The organism is Alkalibacillus flavidus, from assembly GCF_040545925.1.
In the GTDB taxonomy this organism is placed as follows: domain Bacteria; phylum Bacillota; class Bacilli; order Bacillales; family Alkalibacillaceae; genus Alkalibacillus; species Alkalibacillus flavidus.
Genome location: NZ_JBEPMX010000008.1, coordinates 1 through 24,179, shown reverse-complemented (window position 1 = coordinate 24,179; position 24,179 = coordinate 1). Strand labels below are relative to the sequence as shown.

Here is a 24,179-nt window from a genome sequence, read left to right as displayed (position 1 = left end):
CATTATTGGAGGCAACGTTTATGATAAAAACAGACCGTGTTTCTTTAGAAGCACAACTGAATCAATTGTCGTTTTTAAATTTAGAAAACGATCCATATATTGCAATTATACAAGAAATCGATCCCGTCGATCCGATTGACGTTTATGCTCATTATAATCACAAAAAAGGTGAACGGTTTTATTGGTCGAATGCAAATGGAGATACGACATTTGTGGGGGTCGGCGTGTGTGATGAATTAGCTGTTCATGCAACGCCACAACGATTTGAAGCGATGCAAGCTGAAATCGATAAACGCCGTCAGCGCATTCATGTATTAGGTGATGAAGTTGATGGGACAGGCCCGATTTATTTTGGCGGTTTTTCCTTTTTTAATCAGCCGCACAAAGAAGAGTGGCAATCATTTCAAGAAAATTATTTTGTATTGCCGAAACAATTATTAACCGTCAAAGATGGTCGGTATTTTGTGACGTGTCATATGAAGTTGGACGAGGAAAGCACTGTCGCTAATATTAAAACGTTTGTTGAACAACAATTACGTGAAATTGATGCGGTTCAACCGTTCCGAAAGCAGCAAAGTCATCGTGACGCGATACGTGACCCGTTGACATACGTTGAATGGGAACAATTAATTGAATCCGCTGTTGCACAAATTCAATCATCGCCTCTCGATAAAGTGGTGTTAGCTCGTGAAGTTGAAGCGATATTTGATGAGCGGATTGCTTTAGAAGATGTCTTACACGTGCTAACAGATAATCAACAACATAGTTACGTGTTTGTGATGGAACAAGGTGAGGATGCGTTTATCGGCGCAAGTCCTGAGCGATTGGTATCTGTTGAGCAAAACATAATCTACTCAGCTTGTTTAGCAGGAACGACGAGTCGTGGTGAAACACTTGATGAGGATGATTTAAAAGCTTGGCAATTATTGCATGATGAGAAAAATCTAGAAGAGCATCGGTACGTCGTTAAAATGATAGAACAAGCAGTACAACCACTTTGTGATAATTTGGATGTGCCAGATGATCCGGTGATTTATCCGTTAACAACTATCCAGCACTTATATACGCCTGTGAAGGGTGAGTTAACTAAAGGTGTTTCATTGTTTGATGTGTTAAGTGTTCTTCATCCTACACCTGCTTTAGGAGGTGAACCGCGTCAAGAAGCGATGGCATTTATTGAGTCGAACGAGCCGATTGAACGCGGTTGGTATGCTGCGCCAATCGGTTGGTTCGACCGTCATTTGAACGGGGAATTCGCTGTAGCGATTCGGTCTAGTTTAGTGTCAGGTCAGACAGCGCGTTTGTTTGCTGGGTGTGGCATTGTTGCTGATTCTGATGCTGAAGCGGAATATGATGAAACGAATTTAAAATTAACGCCGATGCTCGATGCGTTAGGGGGGCAACAAGATGGACACGATGGCTAACGAGACGTATTACGTTTCCTATTTTATTGATGAACTTTATCAAAATGGCTTAACAGATGTTGTCATTACGCCTGGATCTCGTTCGACGCCATTATCTATGTTGTTTACCGATCACCCGTCGATTGAAGAATGGATTCATTTCGATGAACGGTCGGCGGCCTTTTTTGCCCTTGGTATAGCGAAAACGACACAACGACCAGTGGCGCTCGTTTGTACATCAGGGACGGCAGCGGCCAATTATTATCCAGCAATTGTTGAAGCCTATTATAGCCGTGTACCGTTACTCGTATTGACGGCAGACCGCCCGAACGAATTGCGTGATAACGGCGCACCACAGGCGATTGATCAAATTAAGATGTACGGGGATTATGTGAAACATTATCACGATATGGCTTTACCGAGTGCGGATGAACAATTACTGCAATATAGTAGACGCCAAGCGAGCCGTGCTTATACGATCGCAAACGCAGCACGGAAAGGCCCTGTACATTATAATTTTCCGTTTCGTGATCCGTTAACACCTGATCTCGAGCGTCCTAATTTATGGGGTGAGTCAGAATCGCCTTATATTGCTTCAATCGGAGGTTATGAAGGGATCACCCAAGAGGATGTTCGCCAAGTGGTTGGTCAAGTACAAGAGTTGTCACGAGGGTTAATTGTTTGTGGTGAGTTAACATCCGATGACGAGGCTCGTGCGGTATTGTCGTTAGCTCGGCAGTGGCAAATACCTGTATTAGCAGATGTGCTCAGTCGTTTAAGACAGATTGGCGATGAAGATCCATTAGTGATTACAACATATGATGCGCTATTAAAGCATGAATCGTTTCAACATAAGATGGCACCTGATTTTGTTATTCGTTTTGGATCGATGCCGGTATCAAAACCGTATTTTCAGTGGATGGCTAAAGTCCAGCCGTCTGTTCATTTCGTCGTCGATGAACAAGCGGGCTACCGCGATCACTCGAATGTGCCATCAACGATGATTTATAGTTGCATTGAACTTTTAATTGAGTCATTAACTGCTTATTCAATTGATCAAGATCAAGCTTGGGTTGAATTATGGCAGTCAATCGATCAACAAGCTAAACATCAATTAAAGGAATTAGCATCAGATTCATTAACGGAAGGCTCTGTTGCTCACGTTCTATCTCAATCTGTAAACGACCAGCAGGTGATTTTTGTCGGTAGTAGTATGCCAATACGAGACATGGATACTTTTTTCTTACCTGAAGCAAAACAGGTGACGGTATTAGCTAATCGAGGTGCTAATGGAATAGACGGTGTCGTATCATCGGCTTTAGGTGCTGCAGCAGCAGGAGAAGATGTCACATTATTAATTGGTGATTTATCGTTTTTACATGATTATACGACTCTACTAATGGCGAAGAAACATAACTTGCGACTTCGCATCGTGGTTATTAACAATAATGGCGGTGGAATATTTAACTTTTTACCTCAATATCAATATGATCGTCATTTTGAAGCGGTATTCGGAACGCCATTTGATGCGCCGATCGGTGACATGGTGAAAACTCTCGGGATGACGTACCACTTCGTTGAGTCGAATGAAGCACTAGGAACTATTTTACAACAACCTATATCAGACCTTGAAGTCGCCGAAGTTCAAACAGAGCGTGAAACGAATTATGCGTGGCATCAACAGCTTAAATCAATGATCGCTAGTATATTAAAGGGTGACAGTCATGTTCGTGACAGTAGGAAATAATAAGTACCATGTCAATATTGTAGGTGATGGTGAGCCGATCGTTATGCTTCATGGCTTCACTGGAACGATGGCAACATGGAATGATATGTTGTTACATTTATCATATCAAGGGCAACTTATTTTAATTGATTTACCAGGACACGGTGATACGCAAGCAACTGACGTAACGACGATGTATGATGTGTGTCATGATTTAAAATTGATTTTAGAACAATTAGGGCATCAACAAGTATCGTTACTCGGTTATTCAATGGGGGGACGGACGTCCTTTTTGATGGCTTATTATTTCCCTGATTTCGTAGAACGTTTGATTTTGGTTGGCGCATCTCCAGGGTTGCCAGAAGAACAACGGATTGAACGTCAAAAACAAGACGAACAGCTGGCCACGATGATTGAGAGGGAAGGAATGGAAGCGTTTGTCTCTTACTGGGAAACGATCCCATTATTTGATACCCAACGACGGATGCCACTCAGCAAACAAGAACAAATCCGGAACGAGCGATTAGCTCAATCACCCCAAGGGTTAGCCTTGTCTCTTAGAACGATGGGGACAGGTAAGCAACCGAGTCTTTGGTCATTTTTGCAGCATATGACGATTCCTGTCACGTTGGTAGTTGGAGAGGAAGATGATAAGTTTATATCACTGAATGAACAGATGCTAGAATCCCTTCCGAATGCCGAATTGAAAAAAATTTCTCAAACAGGTCATGCTGTACATCTAGAATCTCCCGAAATTTTTGGTAAAATAGTAAGTGAAGTTTTAATTAAACCGTTTTCAAACTAAGGAGGTTACATAATGGCAATTCAATGGACAACAGAACGCGATTATGAAGAAATCAAGTATGAGACGTACAATGGTATTGCGAAGATTACCATCAATCGTCCAGAAAAACGTAATGCTTTTACACCACTAACGGTGCAAGAGTTGATCGATGCTTTCGCACGTGCGCGCGATAACTCAGATATTGGTGTGATCGTATTAGCAGGTGAAGGAGAAAAAGCTTTCTGTGCAGGTGGTGACCAATCTGTGCGCGGTCATGGTGGTTACGTTGGTACAGATGAAATTCCACGTCTAAATGTGTTGGATTTACAGCGTTTAATTCGTACGATTCCTAAGCCTGTTGTCGCGATGGTATCAGGTTATGCAATTGGTGGCGGCCACGTTTTACATGTTGTGTGTGACTTAACGATTGCAGCTGATAATGCGATATTCGGTCAAACAGGTCCGAAAGTAGGTAGTTTTGACGCAGGTTATGGTGCTGGCTTATTAGCTCGAATCGTCGGCCATAAGAAAGCGCGTGAAATTTGGTACTTATGCCGCCAATACGGTGCTGAAGAAGCACGTGAAATGGGGCTTGTTAATACAGTCGTACCAGTGGATAAGCTTGAAGAAGAAACAGTTCAATGGTGTAATGAAATGCTTGAGAAGTCACCAACAGCACTTCGTTTCTTGAAAGCGTCATTTAACGCGGACACAGATGGTTTAGCAGGTTTACAACAAATGGGTGGCGACGCAACACTTCTTTATTACACAACGGAAGAAGCGAAAGAAGGTCGTGACGCATTTAAAGAGAAACGTAAACCAGACTTCGATCAATTCCCACGTTTCCCTTAAGTCGAAAATGTTTGTTTAGAAATTGGAATATGGGACAAAAGGATATTCAATTGTGTAAAAGACGACCGTTTGAAGATCATTACAGTGAAGCACTGATGAAGCGTTATTCAAGCAGAAAACCCGAATGATTTATTTTTTCAATTAAATCGTTCGGGTTTTGCTTTGCATTATTAACTTTTGTCTCAACCTCTTCTTTCTTTCAATAATACATAATGTGAAAGGACCATTATTATGACGACGATGTTAAATTGGTTAACGAAACGAGCTGATTTATCCCCTGACCATGACGCCGTTGTGTTACCTGATGATACGACTTATTCGTTTAAGGAATTATATGACCATTCGACAACGATGGCTCATTTTTTACAACAGAAAGGCATCAAATATGGTGATCATGTTGCGGTCATGTCACCGAATCAATATCGTTTTATCGTGACGATTCATGCATTAAATATGATTGGTGCAGTTAGCTTTTTGCTGAACAGTCGGCTATCACGATCAGAAATAGCCTTTCAATTGGATGACGGTGATGTGTCTGCCGTAATATTAGATGAGCAATATCGAGATCAAGTCGATCATCAAAACGTGATAGCGATCGACGCATGCGACTTAGAAGAAAGCGTCGCCTTTCAACCTATCTCGATTGACTTAGAGACAACTGCTCATGTCCTTTATACATCAGGGACAACGGGACAACCGAAAGGCGTGCAGTTAACATACGGGAACCATTGGTGGAATGCGAATGGCTCGGCCCTTAATTTAGGATTATATCCGCATGACAGGTGGTTATTAAGTTTACCGATGTTTCATGTAGGTGGCTTATCCATCGTTTATCGAAGTGTGATTTATGGGATTCCGATCCACCTACACGACACGTTCGATGTACATGCGATCCACCGTGACATTATGGAGCGGGGCGTCACGATCATGTCAGCTGTGTCCGTGATGCTCGATCAATTACTTGAGCGTTTAGGTGGTGAGCGTTATCCTGAGCATTTTCGCTGTATGTTATTAGGCGGTGGTCCAGCACCTGAACCGTTGTTAAATCAGGCCAAGACGAAGGAAGTGCCTGTTTATCAAACGTATGGCATGACAGAAACAGCATCACAATTTTCGACGCTCGACGATGACAACGCGTTAGATAAACTAGGTTCAGCTGGTAAACCTCTATTCCCTAATCAATTATTGATTGTACATGAGGGCGAGAGTTTACCAGCTAATCAAGTAGGAGAGATTATGGTAAAAGGTCCAAGTGTGACGTCTGGTTATTATAAACGTGAAGCGGAAACGGCGGAAAAATTAGAGTATGGTTGGCTGAAGACAGGCGATTTAGGTTATCTTGATGATGATGGTTTTCTCTTTGTTGTTGATCGTCGAAAAGATTTAATCATATCAGGCGGTGAGAATGTTTACCCGGCTGAAATTGAAAGTGTTCTTAAAGGACATCCAGATGTCATCGACGTTGGCGTTGTAGGACAAACAGATTCTAGGTGGGGGCAGGTCCCTGTTGCGTTTATCGTATCGGGTAAGCCAGTGGAAGATCTGGATTTAGACGCTTATAGTCACGCCCATTTAGCGAAATATAAAGTACCTAAAGCGTGGTATGATATCGATGAATTACCGCGGAATGCCGCGAAAAAATTATTACGTCATCAATTACAAGCTCGATTAGGGGAGTGAGCGTATGAATCTTAAAGACGTTGTCGTCAGGCAAGTTGCCATGAAATTAAAACAACCCTTCCAAACGGCAAATGGCCTCGTGGTGACACGTGATACGTTAATTATTGAAGCGTATGATCATGATGGTTATGTCGGTTACGGAGAATGTGTCGCATTCGCTGATCCGTTTTATACGCCAGAAACAACGACGACTGCCTGGGATATGTTAAAGCATTTTATTTTACCAGTTATTCAAAAGAGCCGTATTGACCATCCTAATCAAGTGCATGATACGTTATCAAGTATTCAAGGTCATCAAATGGCAAAGGCAAGTATTGAAACAGCGCTATGGGATTTATATGCCAAACAACAAGGGATGCCATTAAAAGATATTTTGGGTGGTGTTTACGATCACGTTGAAAGTGGTGTCGTCTTATCATTATCGGATGATTTATCGTCACAAGTGAAACATTATAAGAAAAAAGGTTATAAACGTTATAAGCTAAAAGTGCAAAAAGGGCAAGAGCGAGAAACGATTGACAAAGCGCGTCAAGTTTTAGGGGACGCGCCGATAATGTTTGATGGAAATGGCATTTATGAACCTGAAGATATGCTTCATTTAACGAAACTTGATGATTTAGACTTGCATATGATTGAGCAACCTTTCCGTCAGGATGATTTTTTCTATCATCATCAATTGCGAAAAGAAATGAAAACGAAGATCTGTTTAGACGAATCGATCCAGTCTGAACACGATGCGTTTCAAGCTATGGAACTCGGGGCGGCTGATACATTTAATGTGAAACTAGGACGAGTCGGTGGTTATCATGTTGCACAAATGATCCATCATTATGCGAAAGTGGCGAATATGCCGTTGTGGTGTGGCGGCATGTTAGAAACAGGCATCGGCCGAGCGCATAATGTTATATTGGCGTCGCTTGAACAATTCACATTACCAGGTGATTTGTCTGAGTCAGAGCGGTATTGGGAACAAGACATTATTAAGCAACCGTTTAAAGTTAAAAATGGTCTCGTTCAAGTACCAACAAAACCCGGTATTGGTGTGACAGTCGATCACAAACTAATGGATAAATTAACCGTTAGACAATTCACATTTGATTTGGCAACAACACAACAGTTGTAAACAAGCAAGGGTGCTGCAGGCATTCTTGCTTTCTTTTTTATTTTTGAATCGAATAGAAACCTCGGTTCTGGTTAATAGTAAACGTAGAGGTGGGTATGATGAATGAGAGAAAATTTTATGTCAGCATCGAAACGGGTGAAATTTCAGAAGCGAAAGCAGGCAATAATGATGACTTCGTGATCTATGGAGGACCCGAAGACATCATTTCGCTTCGTGAATGTTTTGATGATTTAAAACGAGCTGAAGCTGACACAGGCTTTCGTGCGACAATACCGTTTAAAGAATACCATCAAGATGATGAAAATGATGCGTATGATTATTTATTCATGAAAGGGTATAAGAAAATTTACGAATTAGGTGACGCAGAAACGAAACACCATATTGAATCCATGCCGTTTTTCGATCAGTTTGAAAAAATTGATGATGATTAACGACAACGATGAAACGAATGTCATATGAATATCGTCTAATAAAGTGAGTTCACAATCAAAGTGGACTCATTTTTTATATAAAACGATATGTAGGACACCTAATCAAATGTCGATTTTTGGTAAAATGATATGAATTAAGGTGTGAAATCAAAAATAATGCCAAACTGATGTTTTAACCCGTCATGAAATAGGAAAACTGAACATATAAATAACATTAACGTACAAAACGGTAAGAAAGGTGGTCACATATATGAAACGCTCATTAATTATTGCACTTATTGCAAGCATAGCATTACTCGTTCTTATTCCATTTTCATATTCTCATTTAAATGCTAGCTCTAATCAATATCAAGGCGCAGAACAATCTGAAATTGCGAATCAACCATTACAGCGAACGAATTTAACAATAGTACAAGCTGAATCAGAGTCGATCGAAGCAACAGATATCGCGAACGTGATGAATCAATTTATGGACCAACTTGTTCAAGACACAAATGATGATTACGAAGTGAAACAATACGATTCACTAAAAGCGCTAAAAGATAGCTTCAGTGACATTGCAGCACCGAAAGTCGTCAACCAATTTGTTGACCATTATTATGCAGAGCGTGACGGCAAATTGTATATTAACCCTACTGAAACACCGCCGTGGTTTGTAGAAGGTGAATCGTTTGAACAAACAACGACAGATGAAGGACATGTTGTCATTGAACAGACAAACACAACAGAACTAGACGGACAATATACAATTGTTATCGAACTTCAATTGAAGGATAACGGTCAACCGTATATAATGGACATACAGTACAAATAAGATTTTACAACAAAGGAACGTGTCCGAGTGGAAGTTTTTAAAGATTACTACGATAACACAGTTAAATTCGTCAAATACGATCAACCTTTTTCAGAACACCCTAAACACGTTTGGATCATTGCGCGGTACCGTGGTAAATGGTTACTCACACAACATGGGGACAGAGGGATTGAATTCCCAGGTGGTAAAGTAGAGCCAGGTGAGACAGCTGAAGAAGCAGCTGTTCGTGAAGTGTATGAAGAAACAGGCGGTATCGTCGATGGTCTAACCTTTATTGGTCAATATTATGTTGATGGTAAAGGTGGTCACATCATTAAAAATGTTTATTTTGCGCAGGTGAATAAACTGGATGATCGAAAGCATTACTATGAAACAAAAGGTCCTGTACTTCTGAAGAAAGTGCCTAAAGATGTTAAAGGTAATCGTAAGTACAGTTTTATGATGAAAGATCGTGTATTAGAAATTGCTTTACAAGAAGTGATGAGGCATCACTTATCATAAAAAAGCTAACCGTTCTTATGAGCGGTTAGCTTTTTTAGATTGAATGAGTATTAGATATTTGTAAATGTTGGGCCAGCTTCGGCTATATCTTTCGTGACGTAATTGAATTGTTTGAAGTTATCGTGGAATTTTACAGCTAATTCTTTCGCTTTGGCTTCATAAGCATCATCATTGCCCCATGTTTTCTTCGGATTGAGCACATCACTTGGTACACCTGGGCAAGTCGTTGGCATATATAACCCGAAAATATCATCTTGTGTGTAATCGACGCTATTCAACTCGCCTTCAAGCGCAGCGTGTACCATAGCACGTGTATGACTCAGTTTCATGCGGTGACCATCACCGTAAGAGCCACCAGTCCAGCCTGTATTGACGAGGAACACTTGCACATCATGCTGGTCAATTTTCTCACCTAACATCTTGGCATAATTGGCGGCAGGTAGTGGTAAAAATGGCGAACCGAAACAAGCAGAAAATGTTGCTTGAGGTTCTGTAATGCCACGTTCAGTGCCAGCTAATTTACTCGTATAGCCACTCAAAAAGTGATACATCGCTTGTTCTTTTGTTAATTTACTAATAGGAGGCAATACGCCGAATGCATCCGCTGTTAAGAAAATAATCGTATTGGGATGACCTGCAATACTTGGTTCTACGATATTGTCAATGTGATCAATCGCATATGCTGCACGCGTGTTTTCGGTTAAACTTGTGTCATCATAATCAGGTAAACGTGTATCCTCATCGACGACGACATTTTCTAAAACAGAACCAAATCGAATGGCATTGTATATTTGTGGTTCTTTTTCAGCTGATAAATTAACCGTTTTGGCATAACAACCGCCTTCAATATTGAACACACCACTTTGTGACCAACCGTGCTCATCATCCCCAATTAAACGGCGATTTTCATCAGCCGATAGAGTCGTTTTACCTGTTCCAGATAAACCGAAGAAGAGGGCGACATCTCCTTCTTCACCGACGTTAGCCGAACAGTGCATCGGTAATACATTTTGTTTTTCGGGTAACATGTAGTTCATAACGGAAAAAATTGATTTCTTAATTTCACCCGCATACTCTGTGCCACCGATTAAGACGATTCGATGTTTGAATGACACGATGATGAACGTTTCCGAATTCGTCCCGTCGACTTCAGGATTCGCTTTAAAATGAGGGGCTGAAATGACAGAGAATGTCGTTTCATGTTCAGCTAATTCGGAATCACTTGGTCTAATGAACATTTGATTGGCGAATAAGTTGTGCCATGCAAATTCGGTAATAACCTCGATCGGTAAACGATGTTTTTCATCAGCACCCGCAAATCCTTTGAAAGAAAATAATTGATCTCGTTCGGCTAAATAGTCTGTTACCTTTTGAAGCAGTTGATTAAACACATCTTCTGAAATAGGTTGATTAACTTCTCCCCAATCCAGTCGGTCTTTCGTTTCCTCATCTTCCACGACAAATTTATCTTTCGGTGAACGCCCTGTGTAATGACCAGTTGTGGCACGCACAGCGCCAGTAGATGTTAAAATCCCTTCCTCACGAGCTAATATGTTTTCAACAAGTTCTGCAATTGATAAATTTTTCTCCGTTTGATCAGCATTGGATAACCGTGATACGAGTGTATCGGCTTCAATTGTTTTCATTGTCAGATCACCCTTTATTTAATATGTATTTATGTGTATGACGTCATTCGCTATTAGTATAACACATTTTAAAAATTAAACCACACTATTCATATAATTTTCACAATTGATTTCGTTTGAAAATTTTCATGTGTGAAAAGCGTCGTCATTTGACACGTCATAGGCATCGCGTTATGATATATCAGTAAACGAAATTTCTCTTATCCAGAGTAAGTGGAGGGAACAGGCCCGATGAAGCTCGGCAACCATCACAACGTGACAGGTGCTCATCCTGATGCAAGGTAACCCTTGGACGATAAGAGCGAAAGGCGATCATTACCTTTCCCTTGTCTAAAATGGGAAAGGTTTTTTTATGACGATATACCAGTTTCACATCATGTGTATATTAAATTAATTCTAACAAAGCTCATGATGCGAAATAAAGCGAAACTATATGAAATGGTTATCTTATTTTCCATAGGGGATAAAAAATCGTAGCAATTAATGATTGAGGAGGAAATGGAATTATGGCGAATCAACGTCGTTTATTTACGTCGGAGTCAGTTACTGAAGGCCATCCTGATAAAATGTCGGATCAAATTTCGGATGCGATATTAGATGAAATCGTATCACGCGATCCAAACGCGCGTGTTGCTTGTGAAACAACTATTACGACTGGACTTGTTTTAGTGTCTGGAGAAATCACAACATCAACGTATGTTGATATACCTACGATTGTGCGTGATACGGTCAAAGATATCGGCTATACACGTGCAAAATATGGATTCGATTTTGAAACGTGCGCGGTACTAACGTCAATTGATGAGCAGTCGGCTGATATTGCTCAAGGGGTCGATGAAGCATATGAGCGACGAGAAGGACATATGTCAGATGATGAAATTGAAGCGATTGGTGCTGGAGATCAAGGTTTGATGTTTGGTTACGCAAGTAATGAAACGAAAGAACTGATGCCACTTCCGATTTCATTGTCGCATAAATTAGCGAAGCGTTTAGCTGACGTGCGGAAAACAGAACTCGTACCGTATTTACGACCAGATGGTAAGACTCAAGTCACGGTAGAATATGATGAAAATGGACAACCTGAGCGTGTGGATACGATTGTGATTTCAACTCAACACCATCCTGAAATTGATTTAGAACAAATTAAAGAAGACGTACAAGAACACGTCATTAAACCAGTTGTGCCGGAAACATTAATTGATGCTGAAACAAAATACTTCATCAATCCAACAGGTCGTTTCGTGATTGGCGGGCCTCAAGGTGATGCCGGTTTAACGGGTCGAAAAATCATTGTCGATACGTATGGTGGTTATGCGCACCACGGTGGCGGGGCATTTAGTGGTAAAGATGCAACAAAAGTGGACCGATCAGCTGCTTATGCCGCTCGTTACGTTGCGAAAAATATAGTCGCAGCGGGATTAGCGGATCAGTGTGAGGTACAATTAGCGTATGCGATCGGAGTGGCGCAGCCTGTGTCGATTTCGATAGATACATTTGGAACAGGACAAGTATCTGAAGAAAAACTTGTCGAGGCTGTACGTCAAACATTTGACCTCCGTCCTGCAGGTATTATTAAAATGCTTGATTTGCGCCGACCTGTTTATAAAAAGACTGCAGCGTACGGCCATTTCGGTCGTTCCGATGAGCAGTTCACGTGGGAACAAACGGATCGTGTCGAGACGCTTAAAGCGAACATAAATTAAAGTAAAGGTTGAACATGAAAGAGATGCTTTCGTGTTCAACCTTTTTTATTTAGGGCTTTCTATTTTGTTGTTCTTGTTTATAGACTTGGCCTTTGTCGACGTACGATTGACGAATGCGGTTCATTTCTTGAATATCGTCATCAGTAATTTCGCGAATGACTTGGGCTGGTCTCCCGAAAGCGAGTGTGTTTGGGGGAATCGTTTTGCCTGGTGGTACTAAACTGCCTGCACCAATAAAGGCATTCTCGCCAATCTCTGCACCGTCTAAAATCGTTGAGCCCATACCTATTAAGGCGTTTTTTCGGATTTGGCACGAATGAAGCAAGACTTGGTGCCCGACGGTGACGCCGTCTTCGAGCACTAATGGCTGATTCGGGCTTTGATGCAACATGCTTTGGTCTTGAATGTTGACGTTTTGGCCAATGTGAGTCGGTGATACGTCACCTCTTATCACCGTTTTGAACCAGACACTGCTGTATGCACCAATTGTTACGTCACCCGATATAACGGCATCATCTGCTATGTATGCGGTTGGATCAATCATTGGATATTGTTCATTATAGGGTAATATCATGTTTGCCCTCCTGAATGGAAAATGTGATAAGATAATTATAACAAATTTTTCGGAATATTGTGGGGAGGAATTAGATGAAAGTTCATCGTAGTCAAGCAGGGAAAGCTGTCGTCGTTATCGTACACGGAGCTTTCGAGCATTCAGGACGATATGAATGGCAAGTAAATAGGTGGACTAAAGCTGGGTATCACGTCATTATTGGTGATTTACCAGGACAGGGTGAAGTTGAAGGGAAACGTGGCCATATTCAATCATTCAATCAATATATTCGAACAGTTGAATCATGGTTAGAGGAAGCCTATCAATTTAATTTGCCGGTCTTTTTGCTTGGTCATAGTATGGGAGGCTTAATTGCCATTCGGACGTTACAAGAAATAAAGCATTCTGTAATGGGTGTTATATTGTCTTCTCCTGGTTTAGGAATGAGAACAGGACCACCTAAAGCGGTTCATTACATATCAACAGTCCTAGATTATATCTATCCTTCACTACGAGTCAAAACGAATATTAACCCGACGTTGGCGACTCGCAACGAAGATTTTCATGAAAGTGATGCAGCCGACCCTTATTTTTTACATCAAGTATCGGTTCGGTGGTTTCATGAGTTTAATAGAGCCATAGACAAAGCCTTTGATTCAATACGATACTACCCCGATTTACCGATTTTGTTTTTGCAAGCGGGTGACGATCACCTCGTCGATCAACACGCTGTACGTCATTTTTATGACAAATTAGCTGTCGTTGATAAACAGTTTGTTCTTTGGCCAAACTTATACCATGAAGTGTTCAATGAACCAGAGCGCGAGGATGTTTTTCAAGAAGCGCTCAATTTTACTGAACGGTTAATAAAAGCAGAGTAGGGGTGAAGATATGAAGGCGCCGTCATCGATCAGGCAGTTGTTAACAACATCATTTCGACAATTATTTCCTGTTGTTAATCAAGAATTAAATCATTGGCGGAAGGAAGCTAGACAAATTCCTAATGATGAACTAAGAACGCAAGCATTAGCTAGTATGAATACGAAGACATTCCATTGTGAAGGTGGGTCGATTTACGCGACATTAGCTAGAGAGCGTTGGGGTGAAGCGATTAAGTTTATTGTCGCTTATCAAACGATTAGTGATTATTTGGATAACTTATGTGATCGTAGCCAATCGCTTGACCCAGACGATTTCAGGCAATTGCACGAGGCACAATTAGATGCGATCCGACTAGGCGCTGATAGTTATAAGAAAAATTATTACGCTTATCGCGATGATCAAGACGATCATCATTATTTACAAAAGCTTGTCGACCAATGTCAAAACGTCATCCGATCGATACCGAATTATATCGACATCCAACCTCATATCGAACGTTTAGCGTCGCTTTATGTCGATTTGCAAGTTCATAAGCATGTAACAGAGGAAGAGCGAATTCCGCGTTTAACAGCTTGGTATGATCATTATAATCAAGATCCTAATTTAAGGTGGTACGAATTTTCAGCTGCGACAGGCTCAACGTTAGGTGTCTTTTGTTTAGTCGCTTATGGGTTGAATGGGGATAATAAAGGGCGAATGGTTGAAGACGCTTTCTTCCCTTCATTACAAGGGTTACATATTTTATTAGATTACTTAATCGACCAAGAGGAAGATGCAGCAGAGGGAGATTTGAATTTTATAGACTATTATCACGATGAAGATGAGAAAGTGAGTCGAATGAAACATATGATCAAACGGGCAAGACGCGATTTGCAAGGTGTTGATGATGCTCGTTTTCATCAGCTCATTGTGGACGGTTTAGTCGGTTTATATTTGTCAGATGATAAAATGCGTCAAACGACTGAGCAAATGAAAGTCGCTAAAGAGTTATTGCGTGAAGCGGGGTGGCGTTCACGTATTGTTTATGTCGGAGGTCGCGTTTATCGTCGCTACAAATACAAGATGAAATTTAAGTAGTGCGCAGGAGTATGATAATGTTCTGCGCACTATTTTTTGTATAAACCGACGACAAATGGTGCTTTGTCACTACGGTTCACTAAATGATACATCGCGACATCCATAGTTGACGGCTTTTGTTGCTTTAAATATGTCATGAGTTGATTCTTTTCAGTTTGTCCCGTTTCATGGCCAGGATAAACTACAATGACAATCATTCGCTTCGATTTTAGCAATGAAAATATACCGTCAATCGCTTGTATCGTCGTGTCAGCATGTGTCGTAATTTCTTCATCTCCACCCGGTAAAAAACCTAAATTAAAAATCGCCCCACCAATCGACTGAACACCTCGATCTTGTAAATAAGACGATGCATGCTCGTGCCCTAATTGAACAGTTGTAACGTTTTCGGTTTGTTCACGGTTAAATAATTGTTTCGCTTCAGTGATAGCCTCTACCTGAATATCAAAGCTGTATACATGGCCATTAGAACCTACTGTTTGACTTAAAAACACACTGTCATGACCATTACCGAGTGTTGCATCGACGACGGTGTCACCAGACTCGATGGTTTGGCGTAACCAGTCGTGAGCAAAAGGAATAATTTGTTTCATAAGTTCACCTCACTAGTAGAAAAAAGCGTATCCATTTTAACACGGATTCGTTTAATGTATACTTAAATTATCAAAAAATTTGTTCAAGACAGTCGAATTTTGTTAATTCTTTGGTATAATAATTAGCAAATATTTATCAGATATGCTAGAGCGTGTTAGAGGATGGTGATTCTGTGTATGGCATTTGGGTTAAAAAAACTAAAAAATGCAGCGTTCAAACCTAGACAAGACATAGTAGAAATTGATCCGCAAATAACGTTAACAGAGTTGGTTGATCGAACAATTGTTGGCTTTCTTGCTAAAGAAATCGCAAATGAATTGAATTTATCATATAACACGAGCCAAATAACATTTTACTCAGCCATTGCGACTCGACATACTCAATATTTATATGAAAATGGAACATTACTAAACTACGCCAATCAACTGGTTGATTGGTGTCGTGAGCAAAAAAATGTCCGAAAACAAGTGCAAAAGCTTGATGCAAGTGACCAAATGAAACAAGCGATCATTACGGTCTACGATCGAGTGAATATTGACTTAAAACATGCACTAACTCGTGATAGTCGTCAAATACATCATCCTCGCGAGTGGGAAATTTATCGAGAAGCGATGTATGCTTCATCTCAACATAAATTTTTATTGATTAATAGAAATGAGTTAAAAGATATTAGCACTGGTGAATTCTTAACATCGCATTATATTTATGAACATCATGACATTACTTTGTGTAGGCAAAAGGTGGCTAAAAGCTTAGAAGCCTTTCAATTAAGCGATCAAGAAAAGCAAGGTTGGTTGCTAGTTGTCTCTGAAATAGCGACGAATGTTTTAAAGCACGCAAAATCAGGACATATGATGGTTGTTAAAGATGACGATGAAATCAAAGTCGTGATTGAAGATGATGGTGATGGGTTTAATTTAAAGAACTTACCTAATTTAATATTGTTATCAGGTTTCTCCACCCACCGATCATTAGGACAAGGATTTACGTTAGTGATGAAAATTGTCGATCGGTTTTATTTATATACGACACCTTATGGGTCATCTATTATTTTATCTAAAAAATTACTAGCACAATAGGTGATAGTCATGAAACGATTTAAAGGTTATAAAAATAAAAAATTTTATACTTATTTTGTTTATTCTATTATTTGTCATGATGACATTAGAATTTATTTTATTATTTTTCAATCAAGGTATGTGGCTATTTAAACCGTTGTTTGTACAGTCGATTTTAGTCGTATCTATTTTATTCTTATTTCATCTTAAAAGTAATGACAATCTAAATAAGCTTTAAACACGTGTCAAAGACCTTCGTCGTGGAGAATATAAAGGATGTCTTTCGTTAAGTGATGAATTATATGATGAATTTTATTATTTTTACAATTTATCGATGTCGATTCAACGTATCACCTATATGATGCGGGAAGATACTTCACAAACATTGAAACGTTTATATGATTTATCGGTCGACATGGCTGAAACAGGTAACAAAGATGCTGAAATGATACAAGAATTAATTCAGTTAATAAAAGTGTATTTAGAACTTCAAAGTTATCAATCTAATGATGCTAAAATATTAAAGTACAAAATAGACCAATTTAAAAACCACGTTTATGATTACCGGTTAATGTCACTAATATTTTGTTTATCGTTAGTGAATTAACAGATGTCATAGAAAAGCAGACAAAGGATATAGAGCGAATCTCTGAAGATTTACAAAGTAAAGTAATATGATAATCCGTCATAATAACGATGTGAATCTAGGAGGTGTATATATGGAAAAAAAGTATACACATTTTTCAGTTGATTATTCTAATTCTTCCCACAATAGAGCATTGCAGAGGGAAATAAAGCTAGCGCGCAATATTCAAACACAATTACTCAATGGCCATACATCTGATGTTGGTACGGATAATTTAATCGGAATATCGATGCCCGCAAGATTAGTAGGTGGTGATTATTTTGATTTTTATAAGTTATCCGATCAAAAAATCAGAGTTGTGATCGGTGATGTGATGGGGAAAGGGATTCCTGCTGCTATGTTAATGATTTTAACGCGCGGTGCTTTTCGCTCGGCATCTGAAAGTACGAAAAGCCCTTCTGAAACATTAACGGCAATGAATAATGCCATCTATGACGATTTGAAACAGTTGAAATCGTTTGTAACGTTGTTTTGTTGTGATTGGGATTTAGAAAACAATCGTCTCACATATGCGAATGCCGGTCATGTGTACCCTTTCCACATATCAAATCATGACATTAGTTCTTTAGGTGATGTGAACGGCATTATGCTAGGAGGGCTCCCAGATCAAGTGTATGATGAAAGCACTGTTCAATTAGAGTATGGTGACACGATTTTCTTTTACACGGATGGCATCGTGGAAGCGCAAAATGTGGACGGAGAATTTTATGGTAAAGATCGACTTATTAACGTATTAACAGAAGGGTTTAACCGTTCTGTTCAAGAAATTGAAGATAACATCATTTTAAGTTTGTTTGAGTATACGAATGGTATCAATCAGAAAGACGACATTACCATGGTCATATTACAAAACGATGATTCTGAAGCAGAGATAAGAGGCTATAATTCGCCTATGATGTCTCAGGAAGAAGGTGAGGAACAATGAATCGGTCATTAATTTCTCGTGGGAAAACTGTAGATGAAGCGATTGACCAAGGACTTTCGATTTTAAGAAAAACAGTTGATGATGTCGAAGTCGAGATTCTCGATAATGGTAAAAAAGGCGTTTTATTCTTCGGGCATCGTGATGCCATTGTGAAATTGACAGTACTTCATATGGAATCGTCTAATGAAATATCAGCTGATCATTCCGAAGATACTTCTTTTACTTATAATTCTAATGACGATGATTTATCATCATTAGAAGAGTTAGTTGATCAATTAGATGAACAAGATTGGATGTCGAAGTCTAATAGAGAGCAGACAACACCTACAAAATCGCAACCTGAATCAGATGACGATCTTTTAGGGGTGAAAAATGGGACGTTTTATATAAAGGACCATTTAGAATTTTACCCGATGATCGATGCTAATGCAGAGGGGGTAACAGTTTATAAAAATGGAAAACAGATTAAAGATACGACCATTGTATCATCGAGTGATGAGATTACGTTTGAGTTAGAAAAATATGAAACGAGTATGGACTGGTCGATCGATGTAACCCCTGATGCTATCCAGGCGATTTGTAAAGTGAAACCGAGTGTGATTACAGAATATCAATTACTTGATCAAGCTGATAATCGTTTCTTAGAGATTAAAACGGAAAAAGTTGATAGTCGGGCCAATTTTCTTGAGCCGGAAGATATTGTTAATCGTTTGCATGAGTTGAAAATATCACACGGTTTAGATCATGCTGAGATTGTCAAAGCGAGTGAGTCTTTAGAAGAAGCTGAGTTTGTCGTAGCAAAAGGAAAAGCACCTGAACCAGGTGAGAGCGGCTATTTAGACTTCAAAATTGATATTCACGGTCAAGAAGGCAAGCCTAAATTAAATGAAGATGGAACGGTCGATTTCCGTGAAACGAAATCCATTCCATCTGTCAGTCAAGGGGATATTATTGCCAAGATCCATCCACCTATTCCGGGGATTTCAGGCAAAAACGTTTATGGCGATGTTACACCGCCGCCTAACGCACATGAAGCCGTTGTGAAAGCGGGGAAAGGCATCGATATCGTCGGTAACCAAGTTGTCGCCTTAGATTCTGGTAAACCGCAAGTTCAGACACGTGGTCTATTATACCAAATTCAAGTGTTACCAACGCTAGTCCACCGAACAGACGTCTCAATTGAAACAGGAAATATACATTTTACGTGTGATGTTGAGATTTGGGGAAGTGTTCAAGAAGAGATGACGGTAAAAGCAGCAGGTGATGCAACAATCTCTGGGCATGTAGACCATGGTAAAATTACAGCAGGAAACAGTATCTACGTTAAGAAAAACACGATCAATTCACACCTTTCTGCCGGCGAAGGGAATCTTGTTATATCTGAATTGTCCTACACGATAGAAGAATTATCTATCGAGTTAAAACAAATGCTAATGGCGGTAAGACAACTTTTGAAAGCTAAAGCATTCAAAAGTTCAGACTTAGATTCACAAGGGATTTACTCTTTATTAAATATTTTATTAGATAAGAAGTTTAAAGATATACCAATGAAGATTAAAACGTATCGAGGTAAAGTCCATGAACATCGAGAGATTCTCGATGAGGAATGGCTGGATTTAGCGGAACAACTTAAAACATTAGTCCGTCCTGTTCCGAACCGTCTCATTACTAGTCCAGAAGAAATAGAAACCATTATTGAAGATGTGGACAGGTTGTATCAAATTAGCTGTAATCCACCTGAACCCAACTCTGAAATTGTTATCGCAAATGTCATGAATAGTACGGTTTATTGTTCTGGTGATATTTCTATCATTGGAGATGGTTCCTACCATACTGATATTCATGCTGGTGGTAAGTTAGAGATTGGTGGAATCGTTCGTGGCGGCGATATTTACGCTCAATTAGGGATTTACGTAGGTGAAATTGGTTCTAAAGGTGGTATGAAAACGTACCTAACAGTTCCAGCTGACCAAACGATTAAGATGGATTATGTGTGGGAAGATACTGTCATTCAGATTGGTCATGTGAAATATCGTTTCACAGATAATCGACAATTTGTCAAAGCGAAACTAGAAGAAGACGAAATCGTGTTTACTTAAAAGGGAGAGAGGGCTATGGAGTATCGTTTAAAGGTGTTTGATCAACAAATGGAAATGAATTTGATTGGTGATTTGGATTTAGAAGCGACCGAATTATTCGAAAAGGAAATTTATCCTAAGGTCGCTTCGTCGCTCAACGATATTGATCTGTTAAAAGTTGATATGAATCATGTCGCGTTCGTTGATTCAACAGGTGTTGGCCTCGTCATTCAATTTGTCGAATGGGTGAAGAAACGAGATGTCAACGTAAAAATGGTGAATATTCAAGAGCAAGTTTATGAAATTTTTCAGTTTATGCAAGTCAACGAAATACTAGGGATTGAAATGCTTCAAGCAGACACATAAACTTGACAATAGGCATATGCTTGAGTAAACTGTTAATGAACTAATTTTCAAATTAATATGTTAAACGAAGATAAAGGAGTAGTAAGAATCAAGGCATATGTAGAGAGGTAACGGTTGGTGGAAGTTACTTATGTCTGTTCTGAACTCGCCTTTTAGTATCGCATATGAATAACTAGTAGTCTGCGACGTTTTTCCGCGTTAAGGAACTCGAGTGAGTCATGTGAATTATGACTAATTTGGGTGGTACCACGGGTAATCTCTCGTCCCATGTTTTTGGGGCGGGAGTTTTTTATTTGATTAAATGAGTTGAAAACGATCACCCGTTTAGACCCTGAATCATGTGACTATATTAAAAATCAAGGAGGAATGAACGACATGGCATTTAATCATCGTCAAATCGAACAAAAATGGCAACGTTTTTGGGAAGAAAACAAAACGTTCAAAACGAATACCGAATCATCCAAGCCGAAGTTTTATGCGCTTGATATGTTCCCGTACCCTTCTGGTGCTGGACTTCACGTCGGACATCCAGAAGGTTATACAGCAACGGATATCGTATCGCGTATGAAACGTATGCAAGGATATGAGGTTTTGCACCCAATGGGATGGGATGCTTTTGGCCTTCCAGCAGAACAATATGCGATTGATACTGGGAATGACCCATCTGTTTTCACCCAGCAAAATATTGAAATTTTTAAACGTCAAATTAAATCACTTGGATTTTCATACGATTGGGACCGTGAGATTAATACGACGGATCCGGATTATTACAAGTGGACACAATGGATTTTCATTAAACTTTATGAACAAGGATTAGCCTATATTGATGAGGTGCCAGTTAATTGGTGTCCAGCGCTAGGAACAGTATTGGCGAACGAAGAAGTGGTCGATGGCGTTAGTGAGCGGGGCGGTCACCCGGTCATCCGCAAACCAATGCGTCAATGGATGCTTAAGATTACGGCATATGCTGATCGGTTATTAGAAGACCTTGATGAATTGGATTGGCCGGAAAGCTTAAAAGATATGCAACGCAACTGGATTGGAAAGTCGGAAGGCGCCGAAATTACGTTTGAAATTGATGGTACAGATCAGCAGTTTCAAGCGTTTACAACACGTCCGGACACGATTTTCGGTGCGACATATGCTGTGTTTTCACCTGAGCATCCGCTAGTCGATACGATCACAACGGCTGAACAACGCGATAAAGTCAATGCTTATATCGCTGAAGTTGAGAAGAAGAGCGAACTTGAGCGTACAGATCTAGCAAAAGATAAAACCGGTGTATTCACAGGAGCTTATGCGATAAACCCGGCAAGTGGTGAGAAAATGCCGATTTGGATCGCGGATTACGTCCTAATGTCATATGGAACGGGCGCTATTATGGCGGTGCCAGCTCATGATGAACGTGATTATGAGTTTGCGACGAAGTTTGATCTACCTATTGTAGAAGTCGTATCAGGCGGCAATATACAAGAAGCGGCTTATGTCGATGACGGTGAACATGTGAACTCGGACTTTCTTGATGGTTTGAAAACTCAAGACGCGATCGAGAAAGCCATTGAATGGTTAGAAGCGAATGGACACGGAAAACGCGAAACGACTTATCGACTACGCGATTGGTTATTCAGCCGTCAACGTTATTGGGGTGAACCAATTCCGATTATCCATTGGGAAGACGGTTCAATGTCAGCGGTTGATGAAAGTGAGCTTCCATTAGAACTACCGAAAACGAGTGAAATTAAGCCGTCCGGTACAGGTGAATCACCACTTGCAAACATTACGGAGTGGGTCAACGTCACAGATCCAGAAACAGGTATGACAGGCCGTATCGAGACGAACACGATGCCACAATGGGCAGGTAGCTGTTGGTATTACCTCCGTTATATTGATCCGACTAATGATGAGATGCTAGCTGACCCAGAAAAACTGAAGAAATGGCTTCCTGTTGATATTTATATCGGTGGTGCAGAACACGCGGTGCTTCACTTACTTTACGCTCGTTTCTGGCATAAAGTCCTTTATGATATTGGGGTTGTCCCAACGAAAGAGCCGTTCCAAAAACTCTTTAACCAAGGGATGATTCTTGGTGAAGGTAACGAGAAGATGAGTAAGTCGAAAGGAAATGTCGTGAACCCTGATGATATTGTTAACACTCATGGGGCAGACACGCTTCGTTTATACGAAATGTTCATGGGACCATTAGATGCTTCAGTAGCATGGAGTACCAATGGTTTAGAAGGTGCACGTCGTTTCTTAGATCGTGTATGGCGTTTGTTTGCTGATGAAGAAGGTCATCTTTCTAGTAATGTAAAAGATCAACCTAATGAAAACCTTGATAAGTCTTATCACGAAATGGTCAAAAACGTGACGGAATACTTCGATGAATTACGATTTAATACGGCAATTTCGCAAATGATGGTCTTTATCAATGACTGTTACAAAGCAGATCATGTACCACGTGAGTATGCGGAAGGATTCGTGAAACTGATTGCGCCAATTGCTCCTCACTTAGGTGAAGAACTATGGTCGACTTTAGGTTACCAAGACACGATCACATATGAGGATTGGCCAACTTATGATGAATCGAAACTAGTTGAAGACACGGTAGAAATTGTTCTACAAGTGATGGGTAAAGTAAGATCGAAAGCAGAAGTTCCGAAAGATGCTGACGAAGAACAACTGCGAGAGATTGCGATGAACGATGAAACGATTCAAGAATGGATTGAAGGAAAAACAGTCCGAAAAGTGATTGCTGTTCCTGGCAAGTTAGTTAATATTGTAGCGAATTAATGAAGAGACTTAAGGACACCTTTGGACAGATTGATCTGTTCGAAGGTGTTTTTTATCATTTTATGATTGACGTGGGGTAAATGAACATATAAAATACAATTTGTCGTTCAAATAAGAGAAACTTATTTCGTGTCGATTTAAGTTGACAATATGAATGACCATCATATATAATGTAATATACAAATCGCTGAAGTCGATCGATTATTTTATAATAAACCATTTTATTAATTGGCCATTGACTTCATATTTGAAACTTGTTATATTAATAAAGTCGTCTTTTCGGCGATGATCTTTTGAAGAGTTTTTACTCAAACGATTAATAAAAAGTTGTTGACTTTCTGTTTTTAACTTGGTATATTAATCATTGTCGCTTTCGAACGCGACATTCTATCGAACCTTGAAAACTAAACAAAATAGCCTGTCGTCAATTCGGTTTTCTTCTTATTTTTAGTAAATGAGGAGAAAGCGGAGACGAAAAGAAACAATAAGCCAAATCAAACACTTTATGGAGAGTTTGATCCTGGCTCAGGACGAACGCTGGCGGCGT

21 protein-coding genes, 1 riboswitch and 1 other annotated feature are annotated in these 24,179 nt (G+C 39.9%); of the genes, 18 read left to right on the top strand and 3 right to left on the bottom strand.

Annotated elements, in window-relative coordinates; translation table 11 throughout:
• The first annotated feature begins 20 nt into the window (after positions 1–20).
• From ABID56_RS08485 to ytkD, 9 genes are all read left to right on the top strand, one after another.
• Positions 21–1,424 (top strand): isochorismate synthase, encoded by a 1,404-nt coding sequence (locus ABID56_RS08485; protein WP_354220188.1) that lies wholly within the window; start codon positions 21–23, stop codon positions 1,422–1,424.
• Positions 1,408–3,150: a 2-succinyl-5-enolpyruvyl-6-hydroxy-3-cyclohexene-1-carboxylic-acid synthase gene (gene menD / locus ABID56_RS08480; protein ID WP_354220187.1), complete on the top strand. Its 1,743-nt coding sequence runs from the start codon at positions 1,408–1,410 to the stop codon at positions 3,148–3,150. The genes ABID56_RS08485 and menD overlap by 17 nt, the downstream gene beginning before the upstream one ends.
• On the top strand, positions 3,128–3,934 hold the full coding sequence (menH, locus tag ABID56_RS08475; RefSeq protein ID WP_354220186.1) for a 2-succinyl-6-hydroxy-2,4-cyclohexadiene-1-carboxylate synthase: 807 nt from the start codon (positions 3,128–3,130) through the stop codon (positions 3,932–3,934). The genes menD and menH overlap by 23 nt, the downstream gene beginning before the upstream one ends.
• Before the next feature lie 12 nt (positions 3,935–3,946).
• A complete protein-coding gene (gene menB / locus ABID56_RS08470; RefSeq protein WP_354220185.1) occupies positions 3,947–4,765 on the top strand; it encodes a 1,4-dihydroxy-2-naphthoyl-CoA synthase in 819 nt (272 codons plus the stop codon).
• A gap of 231 nt (positions 4,766–4,996) precedes the next feature.
• On the top strand, positions 4,997–6,445 hold the full coding sequence (locus ABID56_RS08465) for an o-succinylbenzoate--CoA ligase (RefSeq protein WP_354220184.1): 1,449 nt from the start codon (positions 4,997–4,999) through the stop codon (positions 6,443–6,445).
• A gap of 4 nt (positions 6,446–6,449) precedes the next feature.
• Complete coding sequence (menC, locus tag ABID56_RS08460; RefSeq protein ID WP_354220183.1) at positions 6,450–7,568, top strand: o-succinylbenzoate synthase; 1,119 nt, start codon at positions 6,450–6,452, stop codon at positions 7,566–7,568.
• A gap of 98 nt (positions 7,569–7,666) precedes the next feature.
• A complete protein-coding gene (locus ABID56_RS08455; RefSeq protein ID WP_354220182.1) occupies positions 7,667–7,999 on the top strand; it encodes a hydrolase in 333 nt (110 codons plus the stop codon).
• Positions 8,000–8,249: 250 nt separating this feature from the next.
• Positions 8,250–8,813, top strand: a complete 564-nt coding sequence (locus ABID56_RS08450) for a hypothetical protein (RefSeq protein WP_354220181.1) — start codon at positions 8,250–8,252, stop codon at positions 8,811–8,813.
• 27 nt (positions 8,814–8,840) lie between these two features.
• Positions 8,841–9,314 carry an RNA deprotection pyrophosphohydrolase gene (gene ytkD, locus ABID56_RS08445; RefSeq protein WP_354220180.1) on the top strand — a complete coding sequence of 158 codons (474 nt, stop codon included), beginning with the start codon at positions 8,841–8,843 and terminating at the stop codon, positions 9,312–9,314.
• 50 nt (positions 9,315–9,364) lie between these two features.
• On the opposite strand, the gene pckA is transcribed toward ytkD, so the two are convergent.
• On the bottom strand, positions 9,365–10,960 hold the full coding sequence (gene pckA, locus ABID56_RS08440) for a phosphoenolpyruvate carboxykinase (ATP) (protein WP_354220179.1): 1,596 nt from the start codon (positions 10,958–10,960) through the stop codon (positions 9,365–9,367).
• A 197-nt stretch (positions 10,961–11,157) separates the two neighbouring features.
• Positions 11,158–11,262: riboswitch (SAM riboswitch) on the top strand.
• Positions 11,263–11,466: 204 nt separating this feature from the next.
• Here pckA and metK point away from each other — a divergent pair.
• A complete protein-coding gene (gene metK, locus ABID56_RS08435; RefSeq protein ID WP_354220177.1) occupies positions 11,467–12,663 on the top strand; it encodes a methionine adenosyltransferase in 1,197 nt (398 codons plus the stop codon).
• Positions 12,664–12,712: 49 nt separating this feature from the next.
• Here metK and ABID56_RS08430 read toward each other — a convergent pair whose 3' ends face one another.
• Positions 12,713–13,237, bottom strand: a complete 525-nt coding sequence (locus tag ABID56_RS08430; protein WP_354220176.1) for a gamma carbonic anhydrase — start codon at positions 13,235–13,237, stop codon at positions 12,713–12,715.
• A 74-nt stretch (positions 13,238–13,311) separates the two neighbouring features.
• Here ABID56_RS08430 and ABID56_RS08425 point away from each other — a divergent pair, with 74 nt between their 5' ends.
• Positions 13,312–14,097: an alpha/beta hydrolase gene (locus ABID56_RS08425; RefSeq protein ID WP_354220175.1), complete on the top strand. Its 786-nt coding sequence runs from the start codon at positions 13,312–13,314 to the stop codon at positions 14,095–14,097.
• 10 nt (positions 14,098–14,107) lie between these two features.
• Positions 14,108–15,175, top strand: a complete 1,068-nt coding sequence (locus ABID56_RS08420) for a tetraprenyl-beta-curcumene synthase family protein (RefSeq protein ID WP_354220174.1) — start codon at positions 14,108–14,110, stop codon at positions 15,173–15,175.
• Between the two features lie 29 nt (positions 15,176–15,204).
• Here ABID56_RS08420 and mnmM read toward each other — a convergent pair whose 3' ends face one another.
• Positions 15,205–15,768, bottom strand: coding sequence for a tRNA 5-(aminomethyl)-2-thiouridylate-methyltransferase MnmM (gene mnmM / locus ABID56_RS08415; RefSeq protein WP_354220173.1), 564 nt, complete (start codon positions 15,766–15,768; stop codon positions 15,205–15,207).
• Between the two features lie 177 nt (positions 15,769–15,945).
• Here mnmM and ABID56_RS08410 point away from each other — a divergent pair, with 177 nt between their 5' ends.
• The 6 genes from ABID56_RS08410 to leuS all read left to right on the top strand — a co-directional run bounded on the left by ABID56_RS08410 (position 15,946) and on the right by leuS (position 23,632).
• On the top strand, positions 15,946–16,848 hold the full coding sequence (locus ABID56_RS08410) for an ATP-binding protein (RefSeq protein ID WP_354220172.1): 903 nt from the start codon (positions 15,946–15,948) through the stop codon (positions 16,846–16,848).
• Positions 16,849–17,212: 364 nt separating this feature from the next.
• Positions 17,213–17,434, top strand: coding sequence for a hypothetical protein (locus ABID56_RS08405; protein WP_354220171.1), 222 nt, complete (start codon positions 17,213–17,215; stop codon positions 17,432–17,434).
• A 112-nt stretch (positions 17,435–17,546) separates the two neighbouring features.
• Complete coding sequence (locus ABID56_RS08400; protein WP_354220170.1) at positions 17,547–18,398, top strand: PP2C family protein-serine/threonine phosphatase; 852 nt, start codon at positions 17,547–17,549, stop codon at positions 18,396–18,398.
• Positions 18,395–20,497 carry a flagellar assembly protein A gene (locus ABID56_RS08395; RefSeq protein ID WP_354220169.1) on the top strand — a complete coding sequence of 701 codons (2,103 nt, stop codon included), beginning with the start codon at positions 18,395–18,397 and terminating at the stop codon, positions 20,495–20,497. The genes ABID56_RS08400 and ABID56_RS08395 overlap by 4 nt, the downstream gene beginning before the upstream one ends.
• A gap of 15 nt (positions 20,498–20,512) precedes the next feature.
• Entirely contained in the window at positions 20,513–20,842 is a 330-nt protein-coding gene (locus ABID56_RS08390; RefSeq protein WP_354220168.1) for an STAS domain-containing protein, read from the top strand.
• Between the two features lie 58 nt (positions 20,843–20,900).
• Positions 20,901–21,113: a binding site (T-box leader), on the top strand.
• A gap of 104 nt (positions 21,114–21,217) precedes the next feature.
• Entirely contained in the window at positions 21,218–23,632 is a 2,415-nt protein-coding gene (gene leuS / locus ABID56_RS08385; RefSeq protein WP_354220167.1) for a leucine--tRNA ligase, read from the top strand.
• Positions 23,633–24,179: the final 547 nt, after the last annotated feature.